This is a genomic window from Vibrio sp. R11-SG3-ISO9 (assembly GCF_059834255.1).
Map to the genome: position 1 here is coordinate 24,154 of NZ_JCBDGU010000030.1, position 25,573 is coordinate 49,726.

Consider the following 25,573-nt stretch of genomic DNA (forward strand, 5'->3'; position numbering starts at 1 on the left):
ATCATAGAGGTGAGCAACTATGTATCAAGCTCACTTTGGTTTTGAACAGTCGCCATTCTCTCTAACGCCAAATACGGATCTTTTTTATGGCTTAGCACCGCATTTTGAAGCGATTCAGACGGTGCTATCGGCACTCGATATGGGTGAAGGGGTCATTAAGATCACTGGTGAAGTTGGGACAGGTAAAACGATGGTTTGTCGTATGTTGATAAACCATTTAGGTGGCAATACGGCATTAATCTACCTGCCTAATCCAGTGTTGTCTGGAGATGATTTGAGATACGCCGTCGCTAAAGAGCTTGGCCTCAATGTTCAAAATAAAGCTATGCTGGTGGACGAGATCCAGCATAGGTTGATTGAACTAAACCACTCCGGAAAAAGAGTGGTGGCGATTCTGGATGAAGCTCAGGCATTATCGGATGAAGCGCTAGAAACACTACGACTATTCGGTAACTTAGAGACGGAATCGACCAAGTTGCTGCAGATCGTACTGTTGGGTCAGCCAGAACTGGAAGCCCGTTTAAATGCGCATCATCTAAGACAGTTTCGTCAACGTATCTCCTTTAGTTCTTGTTTACGAACACTAAACCTCGATGAGACGGTGGCCTACATCGACAATCGAATCAGTAAGTCTGGTGGTTCATCAGCTCTGTTTAGTTTGAACCATAAGAAAGCGATTTGGCGTTCGAGCGGAGGTGTACCTAGGCTTATCAATCAACTCTGTCATAAAGCGCTGTTAATGGCCTTTAGCGAACATAAGCAGGTCGTAGAAAACCAGCACCTGTTTTCAGCGATGCATGAAACCTACGATGTATCGAAACCTAAGTTTAAAAAGCCAATTTTGTGGGGTTGGAGTGAATCATGAGTACCATAAATAACGCCTTATCAGAATTGGCTAAGAAAGAATCAAAGGTGACGATTGAAGCTGCTGAGGTGCCAAAGATAAAAACACGTTCACCATGGATTTGGGTGACTGTTGGCTTCTCATTGAGTTTAGCGATGGGCGGATGGGCTGTGTCTCAAGGACCAAGTGTTGAGTCAGAATCTGTTGCGCTAGCTAGTTCAGTGAATGATGAAACAACCTCAAATGAAGTTGTTTCGGCACCAGTATTAGTAGAGTCCCCGACGAAAAAGATGGTGCTAACAGAATCACAACCTGTGTCTGAAAAAACACTGGATAAAGCGGACGTATCAACCTCAAACGTCAAACCAGCAACGGTATCGGTTGCCGCATCACCAGAACCTGTAAAAGCTAGCCAAGACAAAGTCAATGTTGCAAAAACTGCTGATGTACCGGTGGCTACAACGACACAAAAACCTGTGTTGTTGGCAAGCACAAAAACAACCAGCACTCCGGCGAATGAGTCAGTAACTCAAACGAAAGCTCTTCCACCTGAAGTAACTTCAACTTCGGAAGACACAGCGGGTGGGATCGTTGTTGAGCAGGTTGAGCTTACTCCGGAGCAATTGGCCGCTAATGCTGTTGGTCGAGCTAAGAAAGCGCTCGATGCCAACAATCTAAATGGCGCACTACAAGGCTTTACTGAAGCGCTGCGCTACACACCTCGTGATGAAGAAGTTAGACAGAAGCTTGCAATACTCTATTTTGGTAAAGGCGATACGCGAAGAGCCTATGAGCTACTGCAAGCGGGCATTCGCTTGAATAACGATAGTGAAGCACTGCGATTAGGTTTATCAAAACTGCTAGTCAAAGCGGATCAAGCTGAGGCGGCACTTAGCCCGTTGTTGCATTTACCTAACAATGCATCGAAAGAATACCTTGCAATGCGCGCAGCCCTAAGCCAAAAAGCTCAGCAAGAAACAATCGCGCTAGAGAGCTATCAAAAATTGACCGAAATAGAGCAAGACAACGCACGCTGGTGGTTAGGTTTGGCCATTCAACAAGAACGCCAACTGATGTTTGAACAGGCAAAACAGTCTTATCAAAATGCACTGGTTCGTGTCGGTATCTCATCACAATCTCAAAGTTTTATCCGCGATAGGCTAAAAGTAATCTCAGACCTAGAGGGCGCCAAGAATGCAAATTAGATTAAGAAAAAGACTCGGTGACCTATTAGTTGAAGAGGGCATTATTACTGAAGCGCAAGTTGAACAAGCGCTTGCTGCTCAAAAAAGCTCAGGCCGAAAGTTGGGCGATGCACTCATTGAGCTTGGATTTTTGTCTGAACAACAGATGCTGAGCTTCTTGTCGCAACAGCTTGATATTCCTCTTATCGATTTAAGCCGTGCTGCGGTCGATGTTGAAGCGGTACAACTGCTTCCAGAAGTACATGCTCGACGTCTTCGTGCGTTGGTTATTGGCAGACAGGGCGACACGCTGCGTGTTGCGATGAGTGATCCAGCGGATCTGTTCGCTCAAGAGGCACTGCTTGGCCAATTAGGTGATTACGCACTGGAGTTCGTGGTTGCTCCTGAGCGCCAATTGGTTGATGGTTTTGATCGTTATTACCGTCGCACCAAAGAGATAGCATCTTTTGCTGAGCAGTTGCATGCCGAGCACCAAGTTAATGAAGCTTTCGACTTTGATATTGCAGAAGAAGACAGCGATGAAGTTACGGTTGTTAAGCTGATTAACTCGCTGTTTGAAGATGCGATTCAAGTCGGCGCATCGGATATCCATATTGAGCCTGATGCCAATGTATTGCGCTTGCGTCAGCGTATTGATGGGGTGTTGCACGAGACTCTGCTTAATGAAGTGAATATCGCTTCTGCTTTAGTTTTACGTTTAAAGTTGATGGCGAACTTGGATATCTCTGAGAAGCGTCTCCCACAAGATGGCCGTTTCAACATTCGTGCTAAAGGTCAATCGGTGGACATTCGTATGTCGACCATGCCAGTACAACACGGCGAATCTGTGGTTATGCGTCTACTTAACCAATCAGCGGGTCTACGTAAGTTAGAGTCTTCAGGTATTCCTGCAGACCTCTTGGTTCGCCTGCGTAAACAGCTGCGTCGACCACATGGCATGATTTTGGTAACGGGCCCAACAGGTTCTGGTAAAACAACGACTCTTTATGGTGCGTTGAGTGAACTCAATGAGCCGGGTAAGAAGATCATCACTGCAGAAGACCCGGTGGAATATCGTCTACCGCGTATTAACCAAGTTCAGGTTAATCCTAAAATCGACCTCGACTTCTCTACTATCCTAAGAACCTTCCTACGTCAGGATCCCGACATCATCTTAATTGGTGAGATGCGTGACCATGAAACGGTTGAGATTGGTCTGCGTGCAGCATTAACTGGTCACTTGGTATTAAGTACCCTTCACACCAATGATGCTGTTGATAGTGCTCTGCGTATGATGGATATGGGGGCTCCAGGTTATTTGGTTGCCAGTGCGGTGCGTGCGGTGGTGGCACAACGACTGGTTCGTAAGGTGTGCAGCGACTGTAAGGTTGAGGATGAGTTGGATGATGCGCGCAAACAGTGGCTCAGTGAGCGATTCCCGAATCAGGTTTCTGCATCATTTGTAAAAGGTCGCGGTTGTCAGAACTGTAACCTAACCGGTTATCGTGGCCGAATTGGTGTCTTTGAGATGTTAGAGCTTGAACAAAATATGATGGATGCCCTACGTGCTAACGATGCAGTAGGTTTTGCTCAAACGGCAAGACGCTCTGAGAACTATAAACCACTGCTCGCATCGGCGATGGAGTTGGCGTTGCATGGGGTAGTGAGCCTAGATGAAATCATGCACCTTGGTGAAGGTGATGCTTCTGGCTCGACAGACCCAATCTTGTTGTAGAGGTGTAGAGTATGCCAACTTATCGTTATGTTGGTCGCGGTTCCGACGGGCGTCAGGTTTCCGGACAATTAGAAGCAAATAGCGAAGAGCTTGCTGCTGAAAGTTTGATGGGTAAGGGGATCATTCCAACCTCGATTAAACTCGGAAAAAGTGGTGAGTCTGTATTGGAGATGGATGTCTCTAGTCTGTTCTCACCAAACGTTCCCTTGGAAGTTTTGGTGCTTTTCTGTCGTCAACTATATAGCTTGACCAAAGCTGGTGTTCCTTTGTTGCGCTCTATGAAGGGGCTCACACAGAACTGTGAGAATAAGCAACTCAAAGCTGCTCTTGAAGAGGTAAGTACCGAGCTCACCAATGGTCGTGGCCTTTCAGCATCGATGCAGATGCACCCTAAAGTGTTTAGCCCGTTGTTTGTCTCTATGATCGGGGTTGGTGAAAACACGGGTCGATTAGATCAGGCTTTGCTTCAACTCGCTGGTTATTATGAACAAGAAGTTGAGACTCGTAAGCGAATCAAAACGGCGATGCGTTATCCAACGTTCGTGATCAGCTTTATCTTGGTCGCGATGTTTGTATTGAATATCAAGGTTATCCCTCAGTTCACAACCATGTTCGCCCGCTTTGGTGTTGATCTGCCGCTGCCCACTCGAATTTTGATCGGCATGTCGGATTTCTTCGTCAACTACTGGCTGTTTATGGTTGGCGTAATTGTCGGTTTGATTTTCGCATTCAAGGCTTGGGTGAAAACCGATAAAGGCTTGGAGACATGGGATAGGTTCCGTCTCAAGATGCCAGTGATTGGTGGAGTGGTTAACCGAGCGCTGTTATCTCGTTTTTCACGAACCTTTGCTCTGATGCTTAAAGCGGGTGTGCCATTGAACCAATCTTTGGCGCTATCAGCAGAAGCTTTGGATAACCGATTCTTAGAGCTGCGTGTTCAAGATATGAAATCGGCGATTGAAGCGGGTAGTACCGTCTCTTCAACAGCGATTAACAGCGAAATTTTCACACCACTGGTGATACAAATGATCTCGGTGGGTGAAGAGACAGGTCGTATTGATGAGCTGCTCCTAGAGGTGTCAGATTTTTATGACCGAGAAGTGGATTACGATTTGAAGACCCTGACTGCGCGTATCGAACCTATCTTATTGGTGATCGTTGCAGGTATGGTGCTGATACTGGCTCTGGGTATTTTCTTGCCGATGTGGGGCATGCTCGATGCAATCAAAGGTTAGTGAATGATAAATAACCTACGACGCTCACGTTTTGTCATTTGGAGTGTGGTTATTCTGTCTATTATTGCTGGGGTGTTGACCGCGTGGCGCTCGGTAGAAACTGAGGCGACGAACACCGCTTTGATAGTGGCGAGCAAGCGTATATTAGACCGTGCCAACCTATACAAGCAGCAGTATCTTCTGAATGGTCATCGGCAAATGAACGACTCAGGAGAACCACTCAGTTATAGCCGAACAGGTTGGTTATTACCTATTGATCAGAGCGATGTAAGCTGTGATTATTGGTTAGAACAGTTATATCCCGATGGGCGCGTTTTAGGTTTAGATAGTCCTAAAATTGAGAACTTGAGCGATCAATTTGAGTACCACTGTCGCTACCAATATACCGAAAAACACCAAATAGAGATTTTACTCAAAGGTGAACATTTTCGCGTCATGGCCAATATTTTGGCTTAGTAAAAATATTGACAGTTTTCCTATGGTTTTATGGGCGTGCATATGTATAATGCGCATTAGTAATTAGATGAGAAGGTAGAAAATGCTTAAAAATCAAAAGGGTTTCTCCCTTGTCGAATTAGTTATCGTGATTGTGGTTGTCGGTTTATTGGCTGTGGCAGCACTACCTAAATTTTTGGATGTGACTGACGAAGCGAAAAAATCGAGCATTGAAGGTGTCGCTGGTGGCTTTGCAACAGCTGTTTTGTCGGCTCGCGCGCAATGGGAAGCAGAAGCTCGTCCAACAACGACAATTGGGGTTGAAACATACAATACTGTAAATTATGATGGTGTTGATTTTTGGTTAACAAGATCGAAGAACAGTAACAATGTAGATACTGATTTTCGTGATGGCTATCCTTGGGCAATCAATGAAGATTCAACTTCATTTCCACAAAGTCTAACTAACGTAATTTGTTCTGAGCTGATGGATAATCTACTGCAAAACCCACCAAAAGTAGGGGATGTAGATGTAGTGGCTAATGACAGCAACTACAAGTACTCAGCGGAAGCGAATACAAGCGATGCGACCTGTATTTACGTTCAACTAGAAGGTAATACTGGACATCAGTTTGTTTATGAAGTCAAAACTGGTCGTGTGACCGTAACGTTGCAGTAACACTGCATTATAAACATAGAGAGAGCTAAACTATGAAAAAACAAGGCGGTTTCACCCTAATCGAATTAGTGGTAGTGATTGTTATCCTAGGTATTCTTGCTGTAACTGCAGCACCACGTTTCCTAAACCTGCAAGATGATGCAAGAAGAGCATCTGTTGAAGGCCTACGTGGTGCAATTGCCGGCGCTGCTGGAATTATTTATGGTAAATCAGCGATTGAAGGCGTAGAAAATCAAGCTTCTGGTTCAGTGTCTTCTGGTGTTGGCACGTCAAGTATTAATGTTGTTTGGGGTTACCCAGAGGCGACTTCAGCTGCTCTTGAAACAATTGTTTCAGGCCTTTCTACTGATTGGACTGAAGTACCAGTGACTAACGGTGTTGGTTATGGATTTAGCAATGATGCCTCTGAGTGTCACGTAGCATACACACCAGCTACTAGTATTGCTGAACCAACAATTGAGCTGACAAGCTGTGACTAATTAAAAAATAGATTACTCAAGGCCAGCACCTGCTGGCCTTTTTTCTACCTACCACACATTGCTGTTAAAACAATTGGTAGTGATACCGTTTTAGATATCAATGTTTTGTATACTTGAAGTCACACCGTAGTGAGAGGTTTGTGATGAAGAAAAGTCTCCCAAGTAATGGCTTTACTCTTATAGAGCTTATTATCGTCATCATCATACTCGGCATTATTTCTACTTTTGCTGCGAGTCGCTTCATCGGTACTTCAAGCTTTTCTACCTTTTCTGCGCAAGAGCAAGCCATTTCGGTCATCCGTCAAATTCAAGTTAATCGAATGCAGTCAAATGTGTCAGCTGCCAACGACAGCTTCCGTTTAGCCATTAATAGCGATTGCTTAGGTTCTGTCACGGCTTGTAATCTTAACTTCGCTAATTCAACTCAAAGACAACAAGCGGAAGTGCGCAGCGACCATGTTCGCGAAGACGAGATCACCTTTACTCCAGCTAATACTGTCGTTGATTTTGATTTGTTAGGTAACCCGTCTATCAGTTCAGGAGTCAACATTACCATTAATTCCACGACCTCGAGTAATAGCGCTCATGTCTGCATTAACTCACAAGGTTATGTGAGTGAAGGAGCCTGCCTATGATACGCGCACGAGGCTTTACTCTTATAGAAAGTATCGTAGTGATTGTCGTTCTGGGTATCGCTATGGTGACCATAACTAGCTTTCTTGTCCCGCAAGTCGCAAGTTCAGCTGACCCACAATATCAAAACCGATCCGTGGCACTAGGGCAGAGCCTGATGAACCAAATTTTAGCTAGAGGTTTTGATGAACATAGTGATTTTGACGGTGGCTCAATACGCTGTGGCGATGCAGGCGCTACGCCGTGCACAGACCCGGGTGATTTGGGTGTTGATGGTACAGAATCCATGCCAGCCTCTTTCAACGATATTGATGACTACATTGGGTGTTGGTATACAGCCTCAACTCAATCAGCTTGTCAGTCTACACCAACGTATGAGTTGGCCAACATCCTCGATGAGAATATTGCCGGAAGCTACGCTAACTTCCGTGTAGAAATCTCTGTGTTTTACGATCAAAACATGGATGGTGTTAACGACAATGCCATCGGTACTCTTAAGCGAGTAGAGCTCAATATATTCGGTGGCAATAACCAATATACTTTGGCTGCGTATAAGGGGAACTACTGATGAAAAATCGTGGCTTTACCCTAATTGAGATGATTGTGACCATCGTAGTGGTGGGTGTGATTGGATTAGCCATCGCAGGTTTTGTTGAATTTGGAATGAAGGGCTACGCTGAGACCATTGACCGCCAAAAAGTCCAAGTAAAAGGACAGTTTGTGGTTGAGAAGATGTCTCGCGAGATCAGTCACGCAGTGCCCAACAGCTTTGATACAAGTATTACACCTGCCTCGGCGTTTGCTCAGAAGTGTTTAACGTTCTACGCCATCAAATATTCAGGCTTTTATCATTATGATGAGAACAGTAACAACCTAGATTTCATTATCGGGCAAGATACCCCAATCCTCGATAACGATGATTATTTAATCATAAACCCAACCACTTATGCTGATTTGGGCGCAGGTTCGACAAAACGAATTCTAGTGTCAGGACTGGTATCTACAAATAATGTATTTACTGCGACTTCTGTTAATTTAAGCAGTCAATCGGTCGCCCTACGCCACTACATATATGACAGCAGTGATTCTGTTAGTTACTGCCTAGTGAATAACACGATAGAAAATCAGGGCGTGATCGAACGCAATGGTGTAAGAGTCGCAGACAGTATTAATTACTCAGAAAGTAGTTTTCGATATGAAGAGCCGAGTTTGCAGCGAGGCGGGGTTATCCATATAGATCTAGTCCTCGAGCAAAATAATGAGACAAGTGTTTACCAACAAGATGTGCAGGTACTCAATGCGCCATAGAAAATCGAATCAACAGGGCAGTGTTCTAGTGATCGCCGTATTTGTGATTGCGGTGATGGGCTTTCTTGCAACATCACTTGTCCAAGTTCAATGGAGCAACCACGACACTTTGACTCGTAAGCAGCTCGGTACACAAGCATGGTTGTTGGCACACTCTGCCAATGAGTGGGCTTTGACTCAGGTGTACCCACTCACCGTTTCTCCTGCAGTTTCGTCAAGTGTAAGAACGGTTTGTAGCAATTTAAATGCCAATCAGGTTAGCCACGGCATGTCGACGATCTGCCATGTAGATTCGCTTACCTGTGATGAGATTGGTGTACTAGATGGCGTCGGCTTTTTCAAAATAGAATCAACAACAACCTGTGGCTCTGGTATTAATCAAGTGCAGCGTATTCAAGAAGTTTGGGTGAGGGGGGAATAATTTGATGAAACAATTATTAATTGGGCTATTACTACTCACTTTTTCTCAGTTGTTGTCTGCCAGTACTAATACTAACCCTCAGTTTGAATTCGGGACGATACCAGCAGATAAATGTATAGCTCAAGGACCAGCTGTTACATGTGATATTGACTTTGAAAACTCTTACAGCTCACCTCCTTTAGTTTTTGTCATGTCTACGATTAATGCTAGCCGTTCAAACTTTACGACAAAAACGACAGAGTATCCGTCAGCATTACGAGTTTGGTCGGTCACTAATTCTAAAGCTGTTATTAAACAACGTATTGCTCCTCATGCTAAGGCTTGTAGTAGGCTCAAGTACAAACGAAACAACAAAGGAGAGTGGCTTTGGCAATGTGTAAACAATACATCAGGTGAAGTTGTAAATTATATTGATGCGCCGATGGAGAATATTGACTATTTAGTTATTGAGCCTGGAGTTCTTGAATTTGACAATGGCGCGAAGATTGTCGCAGGCAGTTTCTCAACGAAAAAAACGATTTCAGGGAGAGATAATAAAGGTAGTGGTACCTCTATCAATTTCAATTCTTATGGTTTGAGTTCTAGCTTTGGTTCAGCACCCGGAGTACTTGTTCAATTGCAATCAAAAGAGAATAGCTCAAATGGAGAGCCTCTATGGTTGACCGCAACAGCTAAAAATCCATCTAGATACAATGTGACTGTTATGTTGGACCGCTCTGAAGTCACAAATAACTCTAACCTTACTAATCCTGAAGAAGTGGCTTTTGTTGCCGGCCTTGGTGAGGGTTTTGTTCACGGGCGAAAGTTTTGGTTAGGTCAAGGTTCAACCCAAAATACTTTGAGCTTGAATGATAAGGTTATTAAACCAATTACAGAGGGGTGCAAACAGTTTGTCAATTTTTCAGGTGTTAGCTTTAATAAAGTCCCTACATTGATTGCCTCGAAGAGCGCAAGAAATGGTCCAAATGGTGGGTGGCTCAGACGGTGTTCAGTGACTAAGAACGGCGTATCTTTGATTGTTGAAGAGGATATGAACAAAGACGCCGAAAGGAGCCATACGCTGGAGCCGTTTTCGTACTTTTTATTTGATAAACCTCCAACCAGTGAAATTTGTCAGTTATTTCCTTCACCAGTGCAGACGTGGAAGGGTAACTCTGATGCAGAAATTGCGTTTTGGACAAATAATGGTCATAGCTCGATTGAGGGAGCCCAACTGTCTGCTGGAAGAAGGTATATTGGTTTTGAACAATCAGATATCAATGAGTGGTCAATGGTGGATACTGCTTGTGACAACACAGAATGTTTTGGTGACACTGGGCTCTTGGTAGATAAACAAGAGTTAGAGAGTTTTCAGGCGCCTGATAGTGGTTTGGAAAACATAATTGTTTGGGAAGACGATGTTGTATTTTCAAATAGTGAATCAATTGGAAACTTATCTGTTGGGAACGGTTCTGTCACTTTTAATACGGGGATATACTGGATAGAAAGCTTAAATGTCGACAATTATGGAAAAATAATTATACCTGATGGGCAAAAGGTTACTTTACATTTTAAAAAGGTCTCTCTTACTAATGATGCTTTTTTAGGTGAAGAGGGGACTGGTCAATTGATCGTATTCGTTCATGATCTTGAAGGGTCGCAAGTCGATTTTAATAGTAATTCCGAGTTCAAGGGGTTGATTTATAGTGAAGTACAAGTCGCTTTAAGTAATCAAACAAAAGTATATGGAGCAGTGACAGCAAAAAGCATAACCATGAATGGCACTGCTAAAGTTATCGCTACAGATAATCACTGTTTTCAACCCGCAGATGACTATCATGTTACAATGACTCCGGAGTCAGACTACGCATTAATGTGCGGTACAGACCAACCAGTATTTACAATCAATACGACAAATAACAATGTTCTAGAGAGTCTGCCTGTTACAGCGAGTATTCTGCCTGCAAGTAACGCAGATGATTTTACTATTGCTGTTCATAATGGAGTTGGCTCCGGTGCGTATCCAAATTTTAACTCTAGTGGTTTATCTGCAAACATAGGGGCGTTACAACTAAAAATTACGGTTAACAATATTGCTAATATTGATTTGAGTCAGACTTACAGCTTAGTAATAACGATGGATGATGACCCTTCAAAAAGTGATTTAAGCACCATTAAATACGTGCCTTTTAAATTTGCCGTTGATGATCAAAACGTGATTGCTGGAAAAGAATATGATGTCACAGCCAAGGTCTTGGCTTGTAACGATAGTGGTACTACTGTAGTTACTAATTACACTGGGACTCCAACAGTTATGCATACACGTAACCAGCCGACAAGCGGAGTTGACGGATCTTTAGATTACTCCCCTGTGTTTTCTAGCGATGATCAAGGAATAACCCAAGATACTTTCACTATATCTGAGTCTGGCTTGTTTACTGTTAAGCTTACTGATAGCTCTTTTGATTGTTCTGGTGTGGCTGGCTGCCCTATCGATGGTAATGGTCAACTCACGGGCTCTTTTGACGTAGAGTCTCGACCATGGAAGTTGGCTATCTGTGACGTGAAAAATATTGATGGGACGATAGTGAATCCTGCGGAAACAGATGATGTAGATGGTGGGTTTGTTTCTGCAGGCAGCAGTTTTAAAGCATCTTTTAAACCGATAGTTCACCCTGACTTCTACACTACGCTACCAGTTGATGAGTGTAACTATCAAACTACGTATAATTATTTTACGGAAACAGGTCACATTGCTCCTCTCAAACTGACTTTTGAATTAGCCTATCCAAATACAGGTACCCTGAGTAACTTGGATCCATCCAACTTCCCCGGTGATTATTCATTCATTCCTGGGGACAAGGTGAGTAATGTTCGTCAAAAGACAATTAATTTGTCTTGGCAAGAAGTAGGATCATTGAACTTAAAATCGGATGCTGTTTATTTTGGAGAGAACTTACAACAAGATATTCAGACAATTGGCCGCTTCTATCCTAAGTACTTTGTGCAAGACACCAATGAATGGATCGTTGCAGACCAAAACAATGTCGCATACCTAAGTCAGCCTTATGACTCTGCGATACATAGAGTTTATCCTATGGCAGCGGGCCAAAGTGATACCGCTAAGGCGCTTAATAACTATCGCTTCTTTAGTTCTACACTCCAAGCTAAGTTTGGTGTTTTGGATGACAGCAACGTAGATAATGACTTCCTATTAGATACAACGTCAGGAGCGTGGGATACGAGTCGGGTGAATTGGTTACTGGACGATGACAATGCTATGTTGAAGCGTCATATGACTGGCAATGTAAGCCGTAAAGACCGTCCGTTTAATACATCAGGTGGAAACGCCACTGTAACCAATTTTGGTTTGACGGTAACGGGGACTGATCCGGTGTCATTCACTGATACAGATCCAGTAACAAGCTCTGCTGCTTTCCCTGTTCAGCCTCCTGCTCGTTATGGCCGAATGGCTCTCGATGATATTGGCGGCAACTCTGGAGCGACCTTAACTATTCCACTTCGAGCTGAGTTCTGGAACGGTAGTGATTTCGAGGTGAATACAGATGACGATAAGAGTACCTTTAATGGTGCAAATTATTGTAAGCAGGTTATCTGGCATAGTGAGAGTAAGACAACAACCAACGCTTCATTCAATGGTAACGGCACGGTCTCTGATGGTGAAGACGATATCAACGCCAGCCAAAACACAGCAGCTGGTGTGGACTCACCGCGTGAACAAGCTCGTTTGTGGTTGAGAATGGATGGTAGTAGTCCATCGAAGAAGTCGGGTGAAAATGATATTTCATGTCTAGGTAGCAGTGAAGGTCAGCCTTGGTTGCGCTACAACTGGCGACAACTTGGTGATGAGGATCCTTCCACTGTCGTCACATTCGGTATCTACCGCGGTAACGATCGCGTGATCTACCGAGGAGAAAGTGGTCTAACAGGTCAGTGATAATATAATTTTCACGCGCTAAGTTAGGAATCTGTAAGAAAATGCGGGTTTCAGCCCATGTTTATACTTCAATGCCTTGCCGTTACAGCAAGGCATTGGTACATTTAGTGCAATTTTTGTCTTCTAATTCTTGCAGGATGAGCGAAGAATATGTTTAAAAAACTTCGTGGCATGTTTTCAAACGACCTATCGATTGACTTAGGTACTGCCAATACCCTTATTTATGTAAAAGGCCAAGGCATCGTTCTTGATGAGCCTTCAGTTGTAGCTATTCGCCAAGATCGTGTGGGTTCTGCAAAGAGTGTTGCTGCTGTTGGCCACGCAGCAAAACAGATGCTAGGTCGTACACCTGGTAATATTTCAGCGATTCGCCCAATGAAAGATGGCGTAATTGCGGACTTCTACGTAACAGAAAAAATGCTTCAGCACTTCATCAAGCAAGTGCATGACAACAGCGTTCTTAAGCCAAGCCCTCGCGTTCTTGTTTGTGTTCCTTGTGGTTCTACCCAAGTTGAGCGTCGTGCAATCCGCGAATCAGCACTAGGTGCGGGTGCTCGTGAGGTTTACCTAATCGATGAGCCGATGGCGGCAGCAATCGGTGCTGGTCTACGTGTTTCAGAACCAACTGGTTCAATGGTTGTTGATATCGGTGGTGGTACAACGGAAGTTGCGGTTATCTCACTAAACGGTGTGGTTTACTCATCTTCAGTTCGCATCGGTGGCGACCGCTTTGATGAAGCGATCATCAACTACGTTCGTCGTAACTACGGCAGCTTGATTGGCGAAGCAACGGCAGAGAAGATCAAACATGAGATCGGTTCAGCATACCCTGGCGATGAAGTAGAAGAGATCGAAGTACGCGGTCGTAACCTTGCTGAAGGTGTGCCACGTAGCTTTAGCTTGAACTCAAACGAGATCCTTGAAGCACTGCAAGAACCGCTATCTGGTATTGTTTCAGCGGTAATGGTTGCACTTGAGCAGTGTCCACCAGAGCTTGCTTCAGATATCTCAGAAAACGGTATGGTTCTGACAGGTGGTGGTGCACTACTTAAAGACCTAGACCGTCTGCTAACTGAAGAGACAGGTATTCCTGTTGTTGTAGCAGAAGAGCCACTAACGTGTGTTGCTCTAGGTGGCGGTAAAGCCCTAGAGATGATCGACATGCACGGCGGCGACCTGTTCAGCGAAGAGTAATCATTGAGTTTTAGGCTCTTTCGTCTCTTATGCCAGCTGAGAGCCTAGGACTTTGTCTAAAGGATCAAATGTAGCCCTAGGACCAACATAGAATGAAGCCAATTTTTGGTAGAGGTCCCTCTCTACAATTGCGCCTATTTTTTGCTGTAATTATATCAGCCAGCCTTATGCTGGCTGATAGTCGTTTAGATGCTTTCTCAAATGTTCGCTATCTATTGAACAGCATGGTAGCGCCAATTCAATATGCTGCTAATCTACCGCGAACTATGTTTGATGGTGTTTATGAGCGTTTTAATACTCGTAAAGGTCTGATTGAATCAAGTCACTCTCTTAAGCGCGAAGTGCTTCACCTTAAGAGTGAGTTAATCCTGCTAGAGCAGTATCAAGAAGAGAATAAGCGCCTGCGTAAGTTACTTGGTTCACCTTTTATTCGTGATGAGAAGAAGGTGGTAACCGAAGTAATGGCCGTTGATACCTCGCCGTATCGCCATCAAGTGGTGATCGATAAAGGCCAGATCGATGGTGTTTATGAAGGCCAGCCGGTGATCAATGAGAAAGGCATTGTTGGTCAAGTGACTTTTGTTGCAGCGCACAATAGCCGTGTCTTACTGCTGACTGATGCTAACAACGCGATTCCGGTTCAGGTGATCCGTAATGACATTCGAGTGATCGCGTCAGGCAACGGCAAGATTGATGAGATCGAGCTTCAGCATATTCCAACCAGTACCGATATTCAGCAAGAAGACATGCTCGTGACATCTGGCTTGGGTGGCGTTTATCCAGAAGGTTACCCAGTGGCTTACGTGTCGTCGGTTGATTACGATCCGAAACGTGAGTTTGCAGTAATCAAAGCAGAACCGGTGGTTGAGTTTGATAAACTTCGTTACTTGCTATTGATTTGGCCTGATGAAAATAAGCGCATGCAAGCAGATCAGACTAATATAGAACAAACCATGTTAGAGGGTGACAATGGCCAATAGCGTATTAAGAAGTAAGTTAGTGATCGCTTGCTCGCTTCTGATTGCCCTGATACTTCAAACGATTCCATGGCCAGGTAGCCTGGACCTGTTTCGTCCATCTTGGTTGCTGCTTGTAACCTGTTATTGGGTATTGGCTCTGCCACACCGTGTTAACGTGGGAAGTGCTCTGATTCTTGGTCTGCTTTGGGACTTGTTGATCGGTTCCACGCTCGGCATTCGTGGCATGATGCTCTCGATTGTGATGTACATTATTGCGATGAATTTCCTGGTGATCCGTAACATGGCACTTTGGCAACAGGCTATGATCATGGCGGCATTGACCGTTTTGTTTGAAGTATTGATCTTCTTTGGTGAATATTTGATTCAAGACGTTGTTTTTAATCCATTATCGCTATGGAGCGCATTGATTAACTGTATACTTTGGCCTTGGATGTTTTTGTTGATGCGTCGCGTGCGTCGCCATTGGCATGTGAGGTAAAGGAATATGAATAAGTCATCGCTAGTTTTGGCATCTGGCTCGCCACGTCGTAAAGAGCTGCTCACACAATTGGGTTACGAGTTTTCTGTTCTTGTCACCGATATTGAAGAGCAACAACAGCCGGATGAAGATGCGCAAGCATATGTCCAAAGGCTATCGCTTGATAAAGCCAAAGCAGCATTGAACTTGATAGCGGAGCAAGAGCCTAACTCGAATCAGTACGTAGTTTTAGGCTCGGATACCGTGGTCGTCAGCCAAGGCCAGGTGCTAGAAAAGCCGAGTGATTTAGCTGACTGTAAGCGCATGCTCACTCAGCTGTCAGATCAACGCCATCAAGTGATGACTGCTGTGTCTGTGGTTTCTGCAGACAAACAAAAAACAGAAATCGTAATTACCGACGTATGGTTTAAACCCCTCAGTGAACAAGAAATAGAAAAATACTGGCAAACAGGGGAGCCATGCGATAAAGCAGGTAGCTATGGAATCCAAGGTTTGGGTGGACGATTTGTCACCCGAATCGAAGGTAGTTATTACGCCGTTGTCGGCTTACCTTTATTTGAAACGGACCAGCTACTGCAAGAATTCTTATAATTTTACTAATCTGAGGTGCACCATGAGTGCTGAATTGTTGCTGAACGTGACCCCGAGTGAAACTCGTGTGGCTATGATTGAAGGGGGAACTCTTCAAGAGATCCATATTGAAAGAGATGCTCGTCGTGGCATTGTAGGAAACATCTACAAAGGGCGTGTCAGCCGCGTTCTTCCAGGTATGCAGGCAGCATTTGTCGATATTGGTCTTGAAAAAGCTGCGTTTTTGCACGCTTCAGATATCGTTCCTCACACGGAGTGTGTGGCGGAGAATGAGAAAAAACAGTTTCAGGTTCGTGATATTTCAGAGCTTGTTCGTCAAGGACAAGACATTGTTGTGCAGGTTGTTAAAGACCCGCTCGGCACCAAAGGCGCACGTCTAACCACCGACATTACACTTCCTTCTCGCTATCTTGTCTTTATGCCTGGTGCTAGCCATGTAGGCGTTTCTCAGCGTATCGATAGTGAGTCAGAGCGTAATCGCCTTAAGAAGGTTGTTTCTCGTTACTGTGATGAACACGGCGGCTTTATTATCCGCACGGCTGCGGAAGGCGCTGATGCTCACGAGCTTGAGCAAGATGCGGCATTCCTGAAGCGTTTGTGGCTAAAAGTCTTGGAGCGTCGTGGGAAACATAAAGCACGCACACGCTTATACGGCGAGTTGTGTCTGAGCCAGCGCATTCTACGTGACTTTGTTGGTACTGAACTAAGCAAGATTCAAGTCGATTCACGCCAAGAGTTTGAAAATCTGAAAGAGTTTACCTCGGAGTACGTACCAGAGCTGACTAGCAAGTTAGAGCTGTATGAGGGCGACAAGCCGATTTTCGATATGTACGACACCGAGAATGAGATTCAGCGTTCATTGGACCGTAAGGTTGAGCTCAAATCTGGTGGCTACCTGATTATCGACCAAACGGAAGCCATGACCACGGTAGACATTAACACGGGTGCCTTTGTCGGTCGTCGTAATCTTGAAGAGACAATCTTTAACACCAACGTGGAAGCGACCCAAGCGATTGCTCGTCAACTGCGTCTGCGTAACCTTGGTGGCATTATCATCATCGATTTTATCGATATGCTATCTGAAGAGCACCGTAAGCGTGTACTTACTTCACTAGAGTCGGCACTCGATAAAGATCGCGTTAAAACCAATATCAATGGCTTTACTCAGCTAGGTTTGGTTGAAATGACGCGTAAACGCACACGTGAAAGCATTGAGCATATCCTTTGTTCAAGCTGTCCTGCTTGTGAAGGACGTGGCAGCGTGAAAACGGTTGAGACGGTGTGCTACGAGATTCTACGTGAAATTACTCGAGTGAATCGCGCGTACGATGCGGATAAATTCGTGGTTTATGCTGCCCCTGCGGTAGCCGAAGCCCTTGAGGGTGAAGAGTCTCATGCACTGGCTGAGCTTGAGGTCTTCATTGGTAAACAAGTTAAAATTCAAGCTGAGCCTTTGTATATTCAAGAGCAGTTTGACGTTGTTATGATGTAATGGATACTTTGTGAGCTCTAGTGTTACTCAGCTACTGCGTGCATGTTTATGGTTAGTGGTTACTTTGCTTGTGGCTCTCGCCATTGCAATAACCACTTTACGTGTTGCGCTCCCTAACCTGAATAAATACCAATCTGAGATTGAACAGTGGGTAAACCAACATTCAGGTTTTGAATTCTCGATTCAAGATGTGAGTGGCTTTTGGCGTAATACTCACCCTTCGATTGCATTGAAAGGCGTTCATGCCAATCTCGCACAAGCTGAAGACGTGACTTTCTCGGTTGAAACCGTCGAAGTCGAGTTCGATCTGGTTCAATCTGCGCTGCAAATGCGCCCTGTGGTTGCGGACCTGGTGATGAATGGGATGTATCTCGATATTCGCTCTATCGATCTGTTCGCAGCTCGTAATAGTGCTGATACCGAGAAGCAAAATACAGATTCATCTGGGCGAGTGATTAAAGAGCTCGACAATCTTCTATTGAAAACCTTGGTTGATGTTACAGCCAAGGACTCCTCTCTACTTTATCGAACTGTTTCTGATGAAGAGCGTCAGCTCGATATCGAAACCCTTAAGTGGCAGAACTCTGGCAAGCACCACCTTGCTGAGGGTGTGGTCAGCATTAAAGATGCAAACCTTAACTCTTTGTCAGTAAGCGCTAACTTTATCGATGGTGGCTCACTAACGGATGTGACTGGTCAGTTCTATGTCAGTGCTGAAAATATTTCCGTAAAACCTTGGCTGACACGCTACATGCAAGCTGAGTCTGGGATTGAGACCGGTAATGTCAGCCTAAACAGCTGGTTAACCCTGAAAAACAGCAAACCTGTTGATGCTTATGTTGAAGTACTTCCGTCCGAACTGGCTTGGAACGAAGATGGTTATCACGAGCTGATGATTGAATCGGGGACCTTTAAGCTCATGCCAACCGATTTAGGTTGGCAAGTAAACGGTCACTCACTTAACCTGCGCACTGATGACCATGCTTGGCCTGAACTGGATGTTGCATTCAATTGGCAGAAAGGTCCTTGGCAACTTAACGTCTCTGAGCTAGATATCGCCGCTCTGACTCCTTTGATTAAACTGCTTCCGGATTCTGAAAGCTCTAATGAGCTGATTGATAAGCTATCTCCGGGAGGTCTTGTTGAAGACATTCGTGTTTCGATGGGAAGCGATATCGAGAGCTTACGTTATTCAGCAAACTTCTCTGAGCTGGCTATGGAGCAGTGGGAATTGCTGCCCGGGTTTAGCCAGGTGTCAGGTTCTGTTTTTGGTTCAACGACTGAGGCCAAAGCCAGTATCAATGTGATTGATGATGTCTTCCCGTATGGGGAGGTATTTCAGGCACCGCTCAACATCAAACAAGGGCAAGTCGATATTGTATGGCAGCAAGATGAGAGCGGCTGGAGATTGTGGTCAGATAAAGTGACTGCTGCAACACCAGATCTGCAGGTGCTTGGTGCGTTTCGTCTCGATTTTCCGAATGATGCCAGCCCATATCTTTCTTTCTATGGCGAAGCGGATGCTTACAACGTAGGTGAAACATGGCGTTACCTGCCAACCTTGGCTTTAGGTCAAGATCTTACCGATTACCTGTCGACTGCAATTCAAGCTGGCCGATCAAACTCTGTCAAACTACTTTGGCATGGTGAGCTGGCACAATTCCCTTATTCGAACAACGATGGCATCTTTCAGATCTGGGTTGGGCTTGAGGATGTGAAGTTCAGTTTTGATACCGCGTGGCCACTGATCACCGATTTACAACTCGATCTGTTGTTTGAAAACGATGCGATGCACCTTGATTCTCGCTCGGCACAATTGATGGACGTCACTGCCGATCGTATTACAGGGCGTATTCCCTATCTTGGTGAAGGCGGTCATATCGAGATCGAAGCCAAAGCAACGGCGACGGGCAATGCAGTTCGCGATTATATGACGGCGTCTCCGTTGGTGGATTCGGTCGGGGCTGCGTTAACGGCGCTACAAGTAAGTGGTGATGTTTACTCTGAATTCCAACTAGATATTCCGTTTGATAGTAGCCGTGAACCAAGAGCTTGGGGCTATGCTGACCTAAAAGGCAATCATGTTCAGATTGAAGCGCCGCCAATGGTGCTGGAAAACACCACTGGTCGTATTGAGTTTGATAACGATGTGGTTACCGCTACCGGTTTATCTGCTGAGTTGCTAACTCAGGGGATCTCTGTTGATTTCACAGGGCAAAATGATGGTCCTGGCTATGCGGTTGGGATTGATGTGTTAGGCGACTGGGATGTTAAACCGCTCGAACCTTATATCGGAGAGCAGTGGCTGAGTCGTTTGTCTGGACATGCACCATGGCAGTCCAATATCGATATACAACTCAACGACATAGGCTTCACATATCAACTAGACTTAAAGTCAGACTTAACTTATTTGGCAAGTGATTATCCTTACCCACTTTCAAAGAGTACGCTTGAGAAAGGCACCGCTAGATTGCAGGCGTCGGGCAATCAGGAGTCGATTACAGCTCGTCTACAGTTGCCAAATACTAAGTATCAAACCGAAATTGATATTACAGGTGAAGTACCGGTTCTTACGGCGACCAACTTAGTTCTTGGGCGTGGTGGCTTTAAGATCAGCCCAGTAGTAGGACATCATGCATTAATCCGTACCGATGAGTTTAATCTTGATGATTGGCTAGAAGTGGTGATGGAGCCAGTTAAACCGTCAACGGCGGTACTGAGCCAGATGAATACACCAACGATTCCTGCGCCAACCAGAATAACGCTTGAGAGCAAAGAGCTGACTCTTGGTGGCATCGCGTGGAATGACGTTGAATTTAGTGCACGCAAAAACAAGCTAGCGTGGCAGATGCAGGTTTCAAGTCAGGAAGTGGAAGGTGATATCAACTACCTAGCACCTTATGACTTAACGGTTTCCTTAGATCGCTTGCACCTGTTTGTTCCGGGTTGGAGCGAGAAGAAGAGTGAAGATCAGCTCTTACAGCGCATGGATGAAGACTCTCCACTGATCTCAGAGCTCGATAGAAAAGTTCATGATGCAATGCCAAACTTGACCTTAATGATCAAAGATTTTTGGTTGCAGGGTTACAAGGTCGGCAAAGTTGATGTTGAGCTACAGCGCAAAGATGATCGTATTGAATGGAATAAGATCCAAGTGCGCAGCGGCAACAATAAAGCGGATCTAAATGGTTGGTGGGCACTGAGTGATACAAAGAGCCATTCAGCACTGAACGTTGATGTTGAGGGTGAGAACAATAGTGAGCTGATGGAGCGTTTTGGTATTACTTCTGGAATTCAAAAAGCCCCATTTGCGATGAAAGCTCAATTAGAGTGGGACGGTTCACCTTGGGGCATCAAGATAGATACGCTGGATGGCAAGGTAGAGACCGAACTGGGCAAAGGGATCATCTCTGATGTTAGTGGCGCCGCCCGACTGCTTGGCTTATTTAGTCTAGATTCTATCATTCGTAAAATGCAGCTCGACTTTTCCGATGTGTTCGACAAAGGCATGGCGTTTAACAGTATTACCGGTACGGGTGAGTTCCAAAACGGTATCTTCCTGACCAACGACCTAAGAATGGATGCAGTAGCGGGTGAGATGAAGATTAAAGGCATCGCTAACCTCAATAGCCGTTTAGTTGATGCTGAAGTGAACTTCACTCCAGACATTACATCAGGCATTCCAGTTTTGACTGCATTTGCTGTAACGCCGCAAACCGCGCTCTATGTGCTTGCGATTACGACGGTGATCTCGCCGGTTGTTGAGGTATTTACCCAAGTGAATTATTCGGTTAAAGGACCGCTTGATTCACCAACCGTAAGTGAGTTGTCGCGGAGTAAAGGTGAATTCAAGCTGCCAGAAAAACTGAGAGATATGGCTAAATAAAGTCCGAATAACAATGAGTTGTCAGGACTGAGTAAAGGGTGAAATAGGAGTAAAACACATGGATAGTGTTGGCTTGATTCAAATGACTTCAGGGCCGAATCCGAGTGAGAACTTAGGTTTTCTCACTCAAGAGGTTATCAAGTGTAAAGCACATGGTGCCAAATGGGTGGTTTGCCCTGAGAATGCCTTGGTGTTCGGTAGTAAGCAAGACTACCACCAACACGCGGAGCCATTAGGTGATGGGCCATTACAAGCGCAGGTGTGCGAGTTAGCTAAGCAGCACCGTATGTGGATTGTTATCGGTAGTATGCCTATTAAGACAGAGGCTGGGGTTACTACCACCTCGCTGGTGATAGATGACTTTGGCACTGTCGTTGCTCATTACGATAAGCTGCACATGTTCGACGTCGATGTTGCCGATGCCCACAAATGTTATCGAGAGTCCGATATTTTTACGCCAGGTGAACGCGTGGTCACTGCGGAAACACCTTTCGGTCACTTAGGCTTGAGTATTTGCTATGATGTGCGCTTTCCGCACCTTTACTCTGAGTTAAGACATCAGGGTGCACAAATTATGTTAGTGCCGGCTGCTTTTACTGCGGTAACTGGCGAAGCGCACTGGGAGGCGTTATTGCGCTGCCGTGCTATAGAAACACAATCTTGGGTCGTTGCGGTTGGACAGGGCGGGAAGCACCCTTGTCAGCGAGAGACCTGGGGACACTCCATGGTGATTGACCCATGGGGGAGAGTGGTGGCACAACTAGGCCAAGAGCCGAAGAGCATGGTTGTCGAACTCGATACCAAAAGTTGTGAGCCTATTAGACAGAATATGCCAATCGTTCAACACTCTCGATTTTCGAATCAATTTTAATTAAAAATAAGAGCCATTTATGAGCATCAATCAAATTGAAGAAGCGCTACTTAACCCGACAGGGCTTACGGAGCAAAATATCGCAGATACATTGGCGAGCATTGCTACCCGCCAAATTGATTATGCTGATATCTACTTTCAGTCTAGCTGGCATGAGTCTCTCGTTTTAGAAGACAGCATCATTAAAGACGGCTCATTTAACATCGATTGTGGTGTGGGCGTTCGTGCCGTTGCTGGCGAGAAAACCGGTTTTGCCTACTCTGACCAAATTCAACTAGAAGGTCTAAAACAGAGTGCGATTGCTGCGCGAGGTATTGCTAAGCAGGGCCAAAACGCTCAGGTTCATGCGTTTAAGCGCAATACCAATCAGACTTACTATGATGCAGTAAACCCACTAGCGAGCTGGGAAAAACAGCAGAAAACTGAACTCCTGAAGGCGCTGGATGCCTATATTCGTACCAAAGAACCAATGGTTACAGAGGTATCGATTAGCCTAAGTGGTGTACACGAGCAGATGCTAGTAGCAGCAACCGATGGTACGTATGCGGGTGATATTCGTCCTCTTGTTCGTCTGTCTATCAGTGTATTAGCGCAAAAAGGCGATCGTCGTGAGCGTGGTAGTGCTGGTGGCGGTGGTCGCTTTGGTTACGATTTCTTCCTAAGTGACGACAACGGTTCTCAGGTGGCTTATCAGTTCGCTGACGAAGCAATTCGCCAAGCTTTGGTTAACCTCGAAGCCGTGGCTGCGCCTGCCGGTGCAATGCCTGTGGTACTAGGCTCTGGTTGGCCGGGTGTGCTACTGCACGAAGCGGTTGGTCATGGTCTAGAGGGGGATTTCAACCGTAAAGAGTCTTCAGTTTTCTCTGGAAAAATTGGTGAACAAGTCACATCTAGTCTTTGTACGATTGTTGATGATGGTACATTAACTAATCTTCGTGGCTCGCTTAATGTCGATGATGAAGGTGTCAATGGTCAATACAACACCTTGATTGAAAACGGCGTGTTAAAAGGCTACATGCAAGATAAGCTCAACGCTCGTCTAATGGGTGTGGCACCGACAGGTAATGGTCGCCGTGAGTCTTACGCTCATCTTCCAATGCCTCGCATGACCAACACTTACATGCTGCCAGGTGAGCACACACCAGAAGAGATCATCGCAACCGTTGATAAGGGTATCTATGCTCCAAACTTCGGTGGCGGTCAGGTTGATATTACTTCAGGTAAGTTTGTATTCTCGGCTTCTGAAGCGTACATGATTGAAAACGGTAAAATCACTCACCCAGTGAAGGGCGCAACATTGATTGGCTCTGGTATTGAAGCAATGCAGCAAGTGTCTATGGTCGGTAATGACCTAAGCATTGACCGTGGCGTGGGTGTATGTGGTAAAGCAGGTCAAAGTGTACCAGTCGGTGTCGGTCAGCCAACATTGAAGCTAGACTCACTGACTGTCGGTGGTACTGAGTAACCTCGGCTCCCCTGATGAATAAAGAAAGCGCCTTCTAGTGAGGCGCTTTTTCGTATTTGTTAGTTAGGTTTAGAACTACATATTCTCTTCAGCAAACTCGGCCAAACGGCTTCGTACTACGCCATTGAGGTGAATATTGGCGCTGCCTTCGAAGTCTTTGAAGCGTTCGACCATGTAGGTCAAGCCAGACGTGACTGGTGTTAGGTAGGAAGAGTCGATCTGAGCTAGGTTACCCGAACAGACAATCTTGGTACCCTCGCCACAGCGGGTAATGATGGTTTTAATCTGCGAGGCGGTTAGGTTTTGGCACTCATCAAGCAGTACGAAAGCGTTTTGAATCGAGCGACCACGCATGAAATTGATGGATTTAAATTGGATGTTGGCTTTGTCACAGATGTACTTCATTGACCCTTCGGTGCAGTGATCGTTTTTGTGCAGTGCCTCTAGGGTATCGGTGACCGCAGCAAGCCACGGTAACATCTTCTCTTCTTCGGTGCCGGGTAAGAAACCAATCGACTCACCAATGTCGGGTGTGTTTCGGGTTACGATGATCTTGTCGAACTGCTTGCGTTCAATGGTTTGTTCAAGTGCGGCAGCCATAGCCAGCAATGTCTTACCGCTACCTGCAGCTCCTGTGAGTATCACTAAATCGATATCTGGGTCGAGCAGTGCATCAATTGCCATTCCTTGATAGATGTTCTTAGGAGTTATGTCCCAAGCGCGGCGATTCATCAAACGCTCACGACTCATGTCTTGTAGTGTGATGGTTTCAGGTTCTATCTCTGCAACGCGAGCAGCAAAATCACTCTCTTCATCAATCACATACTGATTGATGAAGGTTGGTTCAAATGGACCACGTGCCAAGGTGTGATAGGTTTTTCCACCGAGAGTTCTGCTATCAACGTTATCAATGCCATCCCAAAATGCGCCCTCTATCGTTTGGAAGCCCTTGGTTAGGTATTGGATGTCATCAATCAGTTGGTCGGTTTGGTAATCTTCAACAAAACGCACGCCTGCACCTTTAGCGCGCAGACGCATGTTGATGTCTTTAGTGATTAACACCACCTCACGTGGTGCGCGTTTGTTTTGTAGGTAGAGCACAGCATTAAGAATGCGGTTGTCGCCGGCTTTATCGTCGGCAAATGCTTTGATGCTCTCTTGCAGCTCATAGTCTGCGAGAATGGAAATACTGCCTGTAGCGCTGTTTAGGTCTTTAGAAAATGGAATGCCTTCTGAGATTTGATCTGGGGTCGCGTCTCTGAATAGGTCTTCTAACGCGCGAATCGCGATTCTTGCGTCGCGTGCGACATCTCTTTTGCTGTCTTTGATTCGGTCGAGTTCTTCAAGCACAGTCATGGGGATAACCACGTCATGCTCCTGAAAAGAAAAAATAGCGAAGGGTTCGTGAAGTAGAATGTTGGTGTCTAGAACAAATAGTTTCCGATTGGTCTCGCCCATAGCATCTCCTTGCCAGATACGGCTTCTTGTATCACAGATAAACGTGGATAAAGCCAGCTAGGATCAAAGCCTAATGAGCATGTTAGTTAACAACCTAGCTCAACTTTAGCCAGAGGAATGTCACCATATTGCCGATACTGTAAATATGGTTCATTCATGTAAAAACAGCAATCTTTGCGTGCTAGAATAGCCATGCTTTTTTGACAGTTTGATTGCACAGACGAAATCAGAAAAAAAGCATGAAATCATCACCTTTTGGCGTGACCTA

Annotated in this window: 21 protein-coding genes; 20 read left to right on the forward strand and 1 reads right to left on the reverse strand. The window is 45.3% G+C overall.

Features of this window, described 5'->3' with window-relative positions; all coding sequences use genetic code 11:
• Positions 1–19 precede the first annotated feature (19 nt).
• From AC6R05_RS09075 to tldD, 20 genes are all read left to right on the forward strand, one after another.
• The gene (locus tag AC6R05_RS09075) at positions 20–865 is read left to right on the forward strand and encodes an ExeA family protein (RefSeq protein WP_500647187.1); all 846 of its coding nucleotides are present in this window, start codon (positions 20–22) and stop codon (positions 863–865) included.
• Complete coding sequence (locus AC6R05_RS09080) at positions 862–2,049, forward strand: tetratricopeptide repeat protein (protein ID WP_500647188.1); 1,188 nt, start codon at positions 862–864, stop codon at positions 2,047–2,049. Before AC6R05_RS09075 ends, AC6R05_RS09080 begins: the two co-directional genes overlap by 4 nt.
• The gene (gene mshE / locus AC6R05_RS09085; protein ID WP_500647189.1) at positions 2,039–3,763 is read left to right on the forward strand and encodes an MSHA fimbrial ATPase MshE; all 1,725 of its coding nucleotides are present in this window, start codon (positions 2,039–2,041) and stop codon (positions 3,761–3,763) included. The genes AC6R05_RS09080 and mshE overlap by 11 nt, the downstream gene beginning before the upstream one ends.
• An 11-nt stretch (positions 3,764–3,774) precedes the next feature.
• Complete coding sequence (locus AC6R05_RS09090) at positions 3,775–4,998, forward strand: type II secretion system F family protein (RefSeq protein ID WP_500647190.1); 1,224 nt, start codon at positions 3,775–3,777, stop codon at positions 4,996–4,998.
• A gap of 3 nt (positions 4,999–5,001) precedes the next feature.
• A complete protein-coding gene (locus AC6R05_RS09095) occupies positions 5,002–5,454 on the forward strand; it encodes an MSHA biogenesis protein MshF (protein ID WP_500647191.1) in 453 nt (150 codons plus the stop codon).
• Positions 5,455–5,536: 82 nt separating this feature from the next.
• Positions 5,537–6,112, forward strand: coding sequence for a prepilin-type N-terminal cleavage/methylation domain-containing protein (locus AC6R05_RS09100; protein ID WP_500647192.1), 576 nt, complete (start codon positions 5,537–5,539; stop codon positions 6,110–6,112).
• A gap of 32 nt (positions 6,113–6,144) precedes the next feature.
• Positions 6,145–6,591 (forward strand): type II secretion system protein, encoded by a 447-nt coding sequence (locus AC6R05_RS09105; RefSeq protein ID WP_500647193.1) that lies wholly within the window; start codon positions 6,145–6,147, stop codon positions 6,589–6,591.
• Positions 6,592–6,734: 143 nt separating this feature from the next.
• Positions 6,735–7,226 (forward strand): prepilin-type N-terminal cleavage/methylation domain-containing protein, encoded by a 492-nt coding sequence (locus AC6R05_RS09110; protein WP_500647194.1) that lies wholly within the window; start codon positions 6,735–6,737, stop codon positions 7,224–7,226.
• Positions 7,223–7,792 carry a type IV pilus modification PilV family protein gene (locus AC6R05_RS09115; RefSeq protein WP_500647195.1) on the forward strand — a complete coding sequence of 190 codons (570 nt, stop codon included), beginning with the start codon at positions 7,223–7,225 and terminating at the stop codon, positions 7,790–7,792. The genes AC6R05_RS09110 and AC6R05_RS09115 overlap by 4 nt, the downstream gene beginning before the upstream one ends.
• Positions 7,792–8,532 carry a prepilin-type N-terminal cleavage/methylation domain-containing protein gene (locus AC6R05_RS09120; RefSeq protein ID WP_500647196.1) on the forward strand — a complete coding sequence of 247 codons (741 nt, stop codon included), beginning with the start codon at positions 7,792–7,794 and terminating at the stop codon, positions 8,530–8,532. Before AC6R05_RS09115 ends, AC6R05_RS09120 begins: the two co-directional genes overlap by 1 nt.
• Positions 8,522–8,953 (forward strand): MSHA biogenesis protein MshP, encoded by a 432-nt coding sequence (locus tag AC6R05_RS09125; protein WP_500647197.1) that lies wholly within the window; start codon positions 8,522–8,524, stop codon positions 8,951–8,953. Before AC6R05_RS09120 ends, AC6R05_RS09125 begins: the two co-directional genes overlap by 11 nt.
• A gap of 4 nt (positions 8,954–8,957) precedes the next feature.
• Positions 8,958–12,890 (forward strand): DUF7305 domain-containing protein, encoded by a 3,933-nt coding sequence (locus AC6R05_RS09130; RefSeq protein ID WP_500647198.1) that lies wholly within the window; start codon positions 8,958–8,960, stop codon positions 12,888–12,890.
• Between the two features lie 150 nt (positions 12,891–13,040).
• Complete coding sequence (locus AC6R05_RS09135; RefSeq protein ID WP_004740843.1) at positions 13,041–14,084, forward strand: rod shape-determining protein; 1,044 nt, start codon at positions 13,041–13,043, stop codon at positions 14,082–14,084.
• 92 nt (positions 14,085–14,176) lie between these two features.
• Positions 14,177–15,064 carry a rod shape-determining protein MreC gene (mreC, locus tag AC6R05_RS09140; protein ID WP_032553008.1) on the forward strand — a complete coding sequence of 296 codons (888 nt, stop codon included), beginning with the start codon at positions 14,177–14,179 and terminating at the stop codon, positions 15,062–15,064.
• Positions 15,054–15,542, forward strand: a complete 489-nt coding sequence (gene mreD, locus AC6R05_RS09145; RefSeq protein WP_152468090.1) for a rod shape-determining protein MreD — start codon at positions 15,054–15,056, stop codon at positions 15,540–15,542. The genes mreC and mreD overlap by 11 nt, the downstream gene beginning before the upstream one ends.
• Positions 15,543–15,548: 6 nt before the next feature.
• Complete coding sequence (locus AC6R05_RS09150) at positions 15,549–16,133, forward strand: Maf family protein (protein ID WP_500647199.1); 585 nt, start codon at positions 15,549–15,551, stop codon at positions 16,131–16,133.
• Between the two features lie 22 nt (positions 16,134–16,155).
• Positions 16,156–17,625, forward strand: coding sequence for a ribonuclease G (gene rng / locus AC6R05_RS09155; protein WP_032553012.1), 1,470 nt, complete (start codon positions 16,156–16,158; stop codon positions 17,623–17,625).
• Positions 17,626–17,635: 10 nt separating this feature from the next.
• Entirely contained in the window at positions 17,636–21,511 is a 3,876-nt protein-coding gene (locus tag AC6R05_RS09160; protein ID WP_500647200.1) for a YhdP family protein, read from the forward strand.
• A 58-nt stretch (positions 21,512–21,569) separates the two neighbouring features.
• The gene (locus tag AC6R05_RS09165; RefSeq protein WP_500647201.1) at positions 21,570–22,382 is read left to right on the forward strand and encodes a carbon-nitrogen hydrolase family protein; all 813 of its coding nucleotides are present in this window, start codon (positions 21,570–21,572) and stop codon (positions 22,380–22,382) included.
• Positions 22,383–22,401: 19 nt separating this feature from the next.
• Entirely contained in the window at positions 22,402–23,847 is a 1,446-nt protein-coding gene (tldD, locus tag AC6R05_RS09170) for a metalloprotease TldD (protein ID WP_500647202.1), read from the forward strand.
• A gap of 75 nt (positions 23,848–23,922) precedes the next feature.
• Here tldD and AC6R05_RS09175 read toward each other — a convergent pair whose 3' ends face one another.
• Positions 23,923–25,305 (reverse strand): PhoH family protein, encoded by a 1,383-nt coding sequence (locus AC6R05_RS09175; protein WP_500647203.1) that lies wholly within the window; start codon positions 25,303–25,305, stop codon positions 23,923–23,925.
• Positions 25,306–25,573: the final 268 nt, after the last annotated feature.

Excerpts from the sequence above, each read along its gene's own strand:
- AC6R05_RS09075 (WP_500647187.1), top strand. The coding sequence starts at position 20 with ATGTATCAAGCTCACTTTGGTTTTGAACAGTCGCCATTCTCTCTAACG.
- AC6R05_RS09080 (WP_500647188.1), top strand. The coding sequence starts at position 862 with ATGAGTACCATAAATAACGCCTTATCAGAATTGGCTAAGAAAGAATCA.
- mshE (WP_500647189.1), top strand. The coding sequence starts at position 2,039 with ATGCAAATTAGATTAAGAAAAAGACTCGGTGACCTATTAGTTGAAGAG.
- AC6R05_RS09090 (WP_500647190.1), top strand. The coding sequence starts at position 3,775 with ATGCCAACTTATCGTTATGTTGGTCGCGGTTCCGACGGGCGTCAGGTT.
- AC6R05_RS09095 (WP_500647191.1), top strand. The coding sequence starts at position 5,002 with ATGATAAATAACCTACGACGCTCACGTTTTGTCATTTGGAGTGTGGTT.
- AC6R05_RS09100 (WP_500647192.1), top strand. The coding sequence starts at position 5,537 with ATGCTTAAAAATCAAAAGGGTTTCTCCCTTGTCGAATTAGTTATCGTG.
- AC6R05_RS09105 (WP_500647193.1), top strand. The coding sequence starts at position 6,145 with ATGAAAAAACAAGGCGGTTTCACCCTAATCGAATTAGTGGTAGTGATT.
- AC6R05_RS09110 (WP_500647194.1), top strand. The coding sequence starts at position 6,735 with ATGAAGAAAAGTCTCCCAAGTAATGGCTTTACTCTTATAGAGCTTATT.
- AC6R05_RS09115 (WP_500647195.1), top strand. The coding sequence starts at position 7,223 with ATGATACGCGCACGAGGCTTTACTCTTATAGAAAGTATCGTAGTGATT.
- AC6R05_RS09120 (WP_500647196.1), top strand. The coding sequence starts at position 7,792 with ATGAAAAATCGTGGCTTTACCCTAATTGAGATGATTGTGACCATCGTA.
- AC6R05_RS09125 (WP_500647197.1), top strand. The coding sequence starts at position 8,522 with ATGCGCCATAGAAAATCGAATCAACAGGGCAGTGTTCTAGTGATCGCC.
- AC6R05_RS09130 (WP_500647198.1), top strand. The coding sequence starts at position 8,958 with ATGAAACAATTATTAATTGGGCTATTACTACTCACTTTTTCTCAGTTG.
- AC6R05_RS09135 (WP_004740843.1), top strand. The coding sequence starts at position 13,041 with ATGTTTAAAAAACTTCGTGGCATGTTTTCAAACGACCTATCGATTGAC.
- mreC (WP_032553008.1), top strand. The coding sequence starts at position 14,177 with ATGAAGCCAATTTTTGGTAGAGGTCCCTCTCTACAATTGCGCCTATTT.
- mreD (WP_152468090.1), top strand. The coding sequence starts at position 15,054 with ATGGCCAATAGCGTATTAAGAAGTAAGTTAGTGATCGCTTGCTCGCTT.
- AC6R05_RS09150 (WP_500647199.1), top strand. The coding sequence starts at position 15,549 with ATGAATAAGTCATCGCTAGTTTTGGCATCTGGCTCGCCACGTCGTAAA.
- rng (WP_032553012.1), top strand. The coding sequence starts at position 16,156 with ATGAGTGCTGAATTGTTGCTGAACGTGACCCCGAGTGAAACTCGTGTG.
- AC6R05_RS09165 (WP_500647201.1), top strand. The coding sequence starts at position 21,570 with ATGGATAGTGTTGGCTTGATTCAAATGACTTCAGGGCCGAATCCGAGT.
- tldD (WP_500647202.1), top strand. The coding sequence starts at position 22,402 with ATGAGCATCAATCAAATTGAAGAAGCGCTACTTAACCCGACAGGGCTT.
- AC6R05_RS09175 (WP_500647203.1), bottom strand. The coding sequence starts at position 25,305 with ATGGGCGAGACCAATCGGAAACTATTTGTTCTAGACACCAACATTCTA.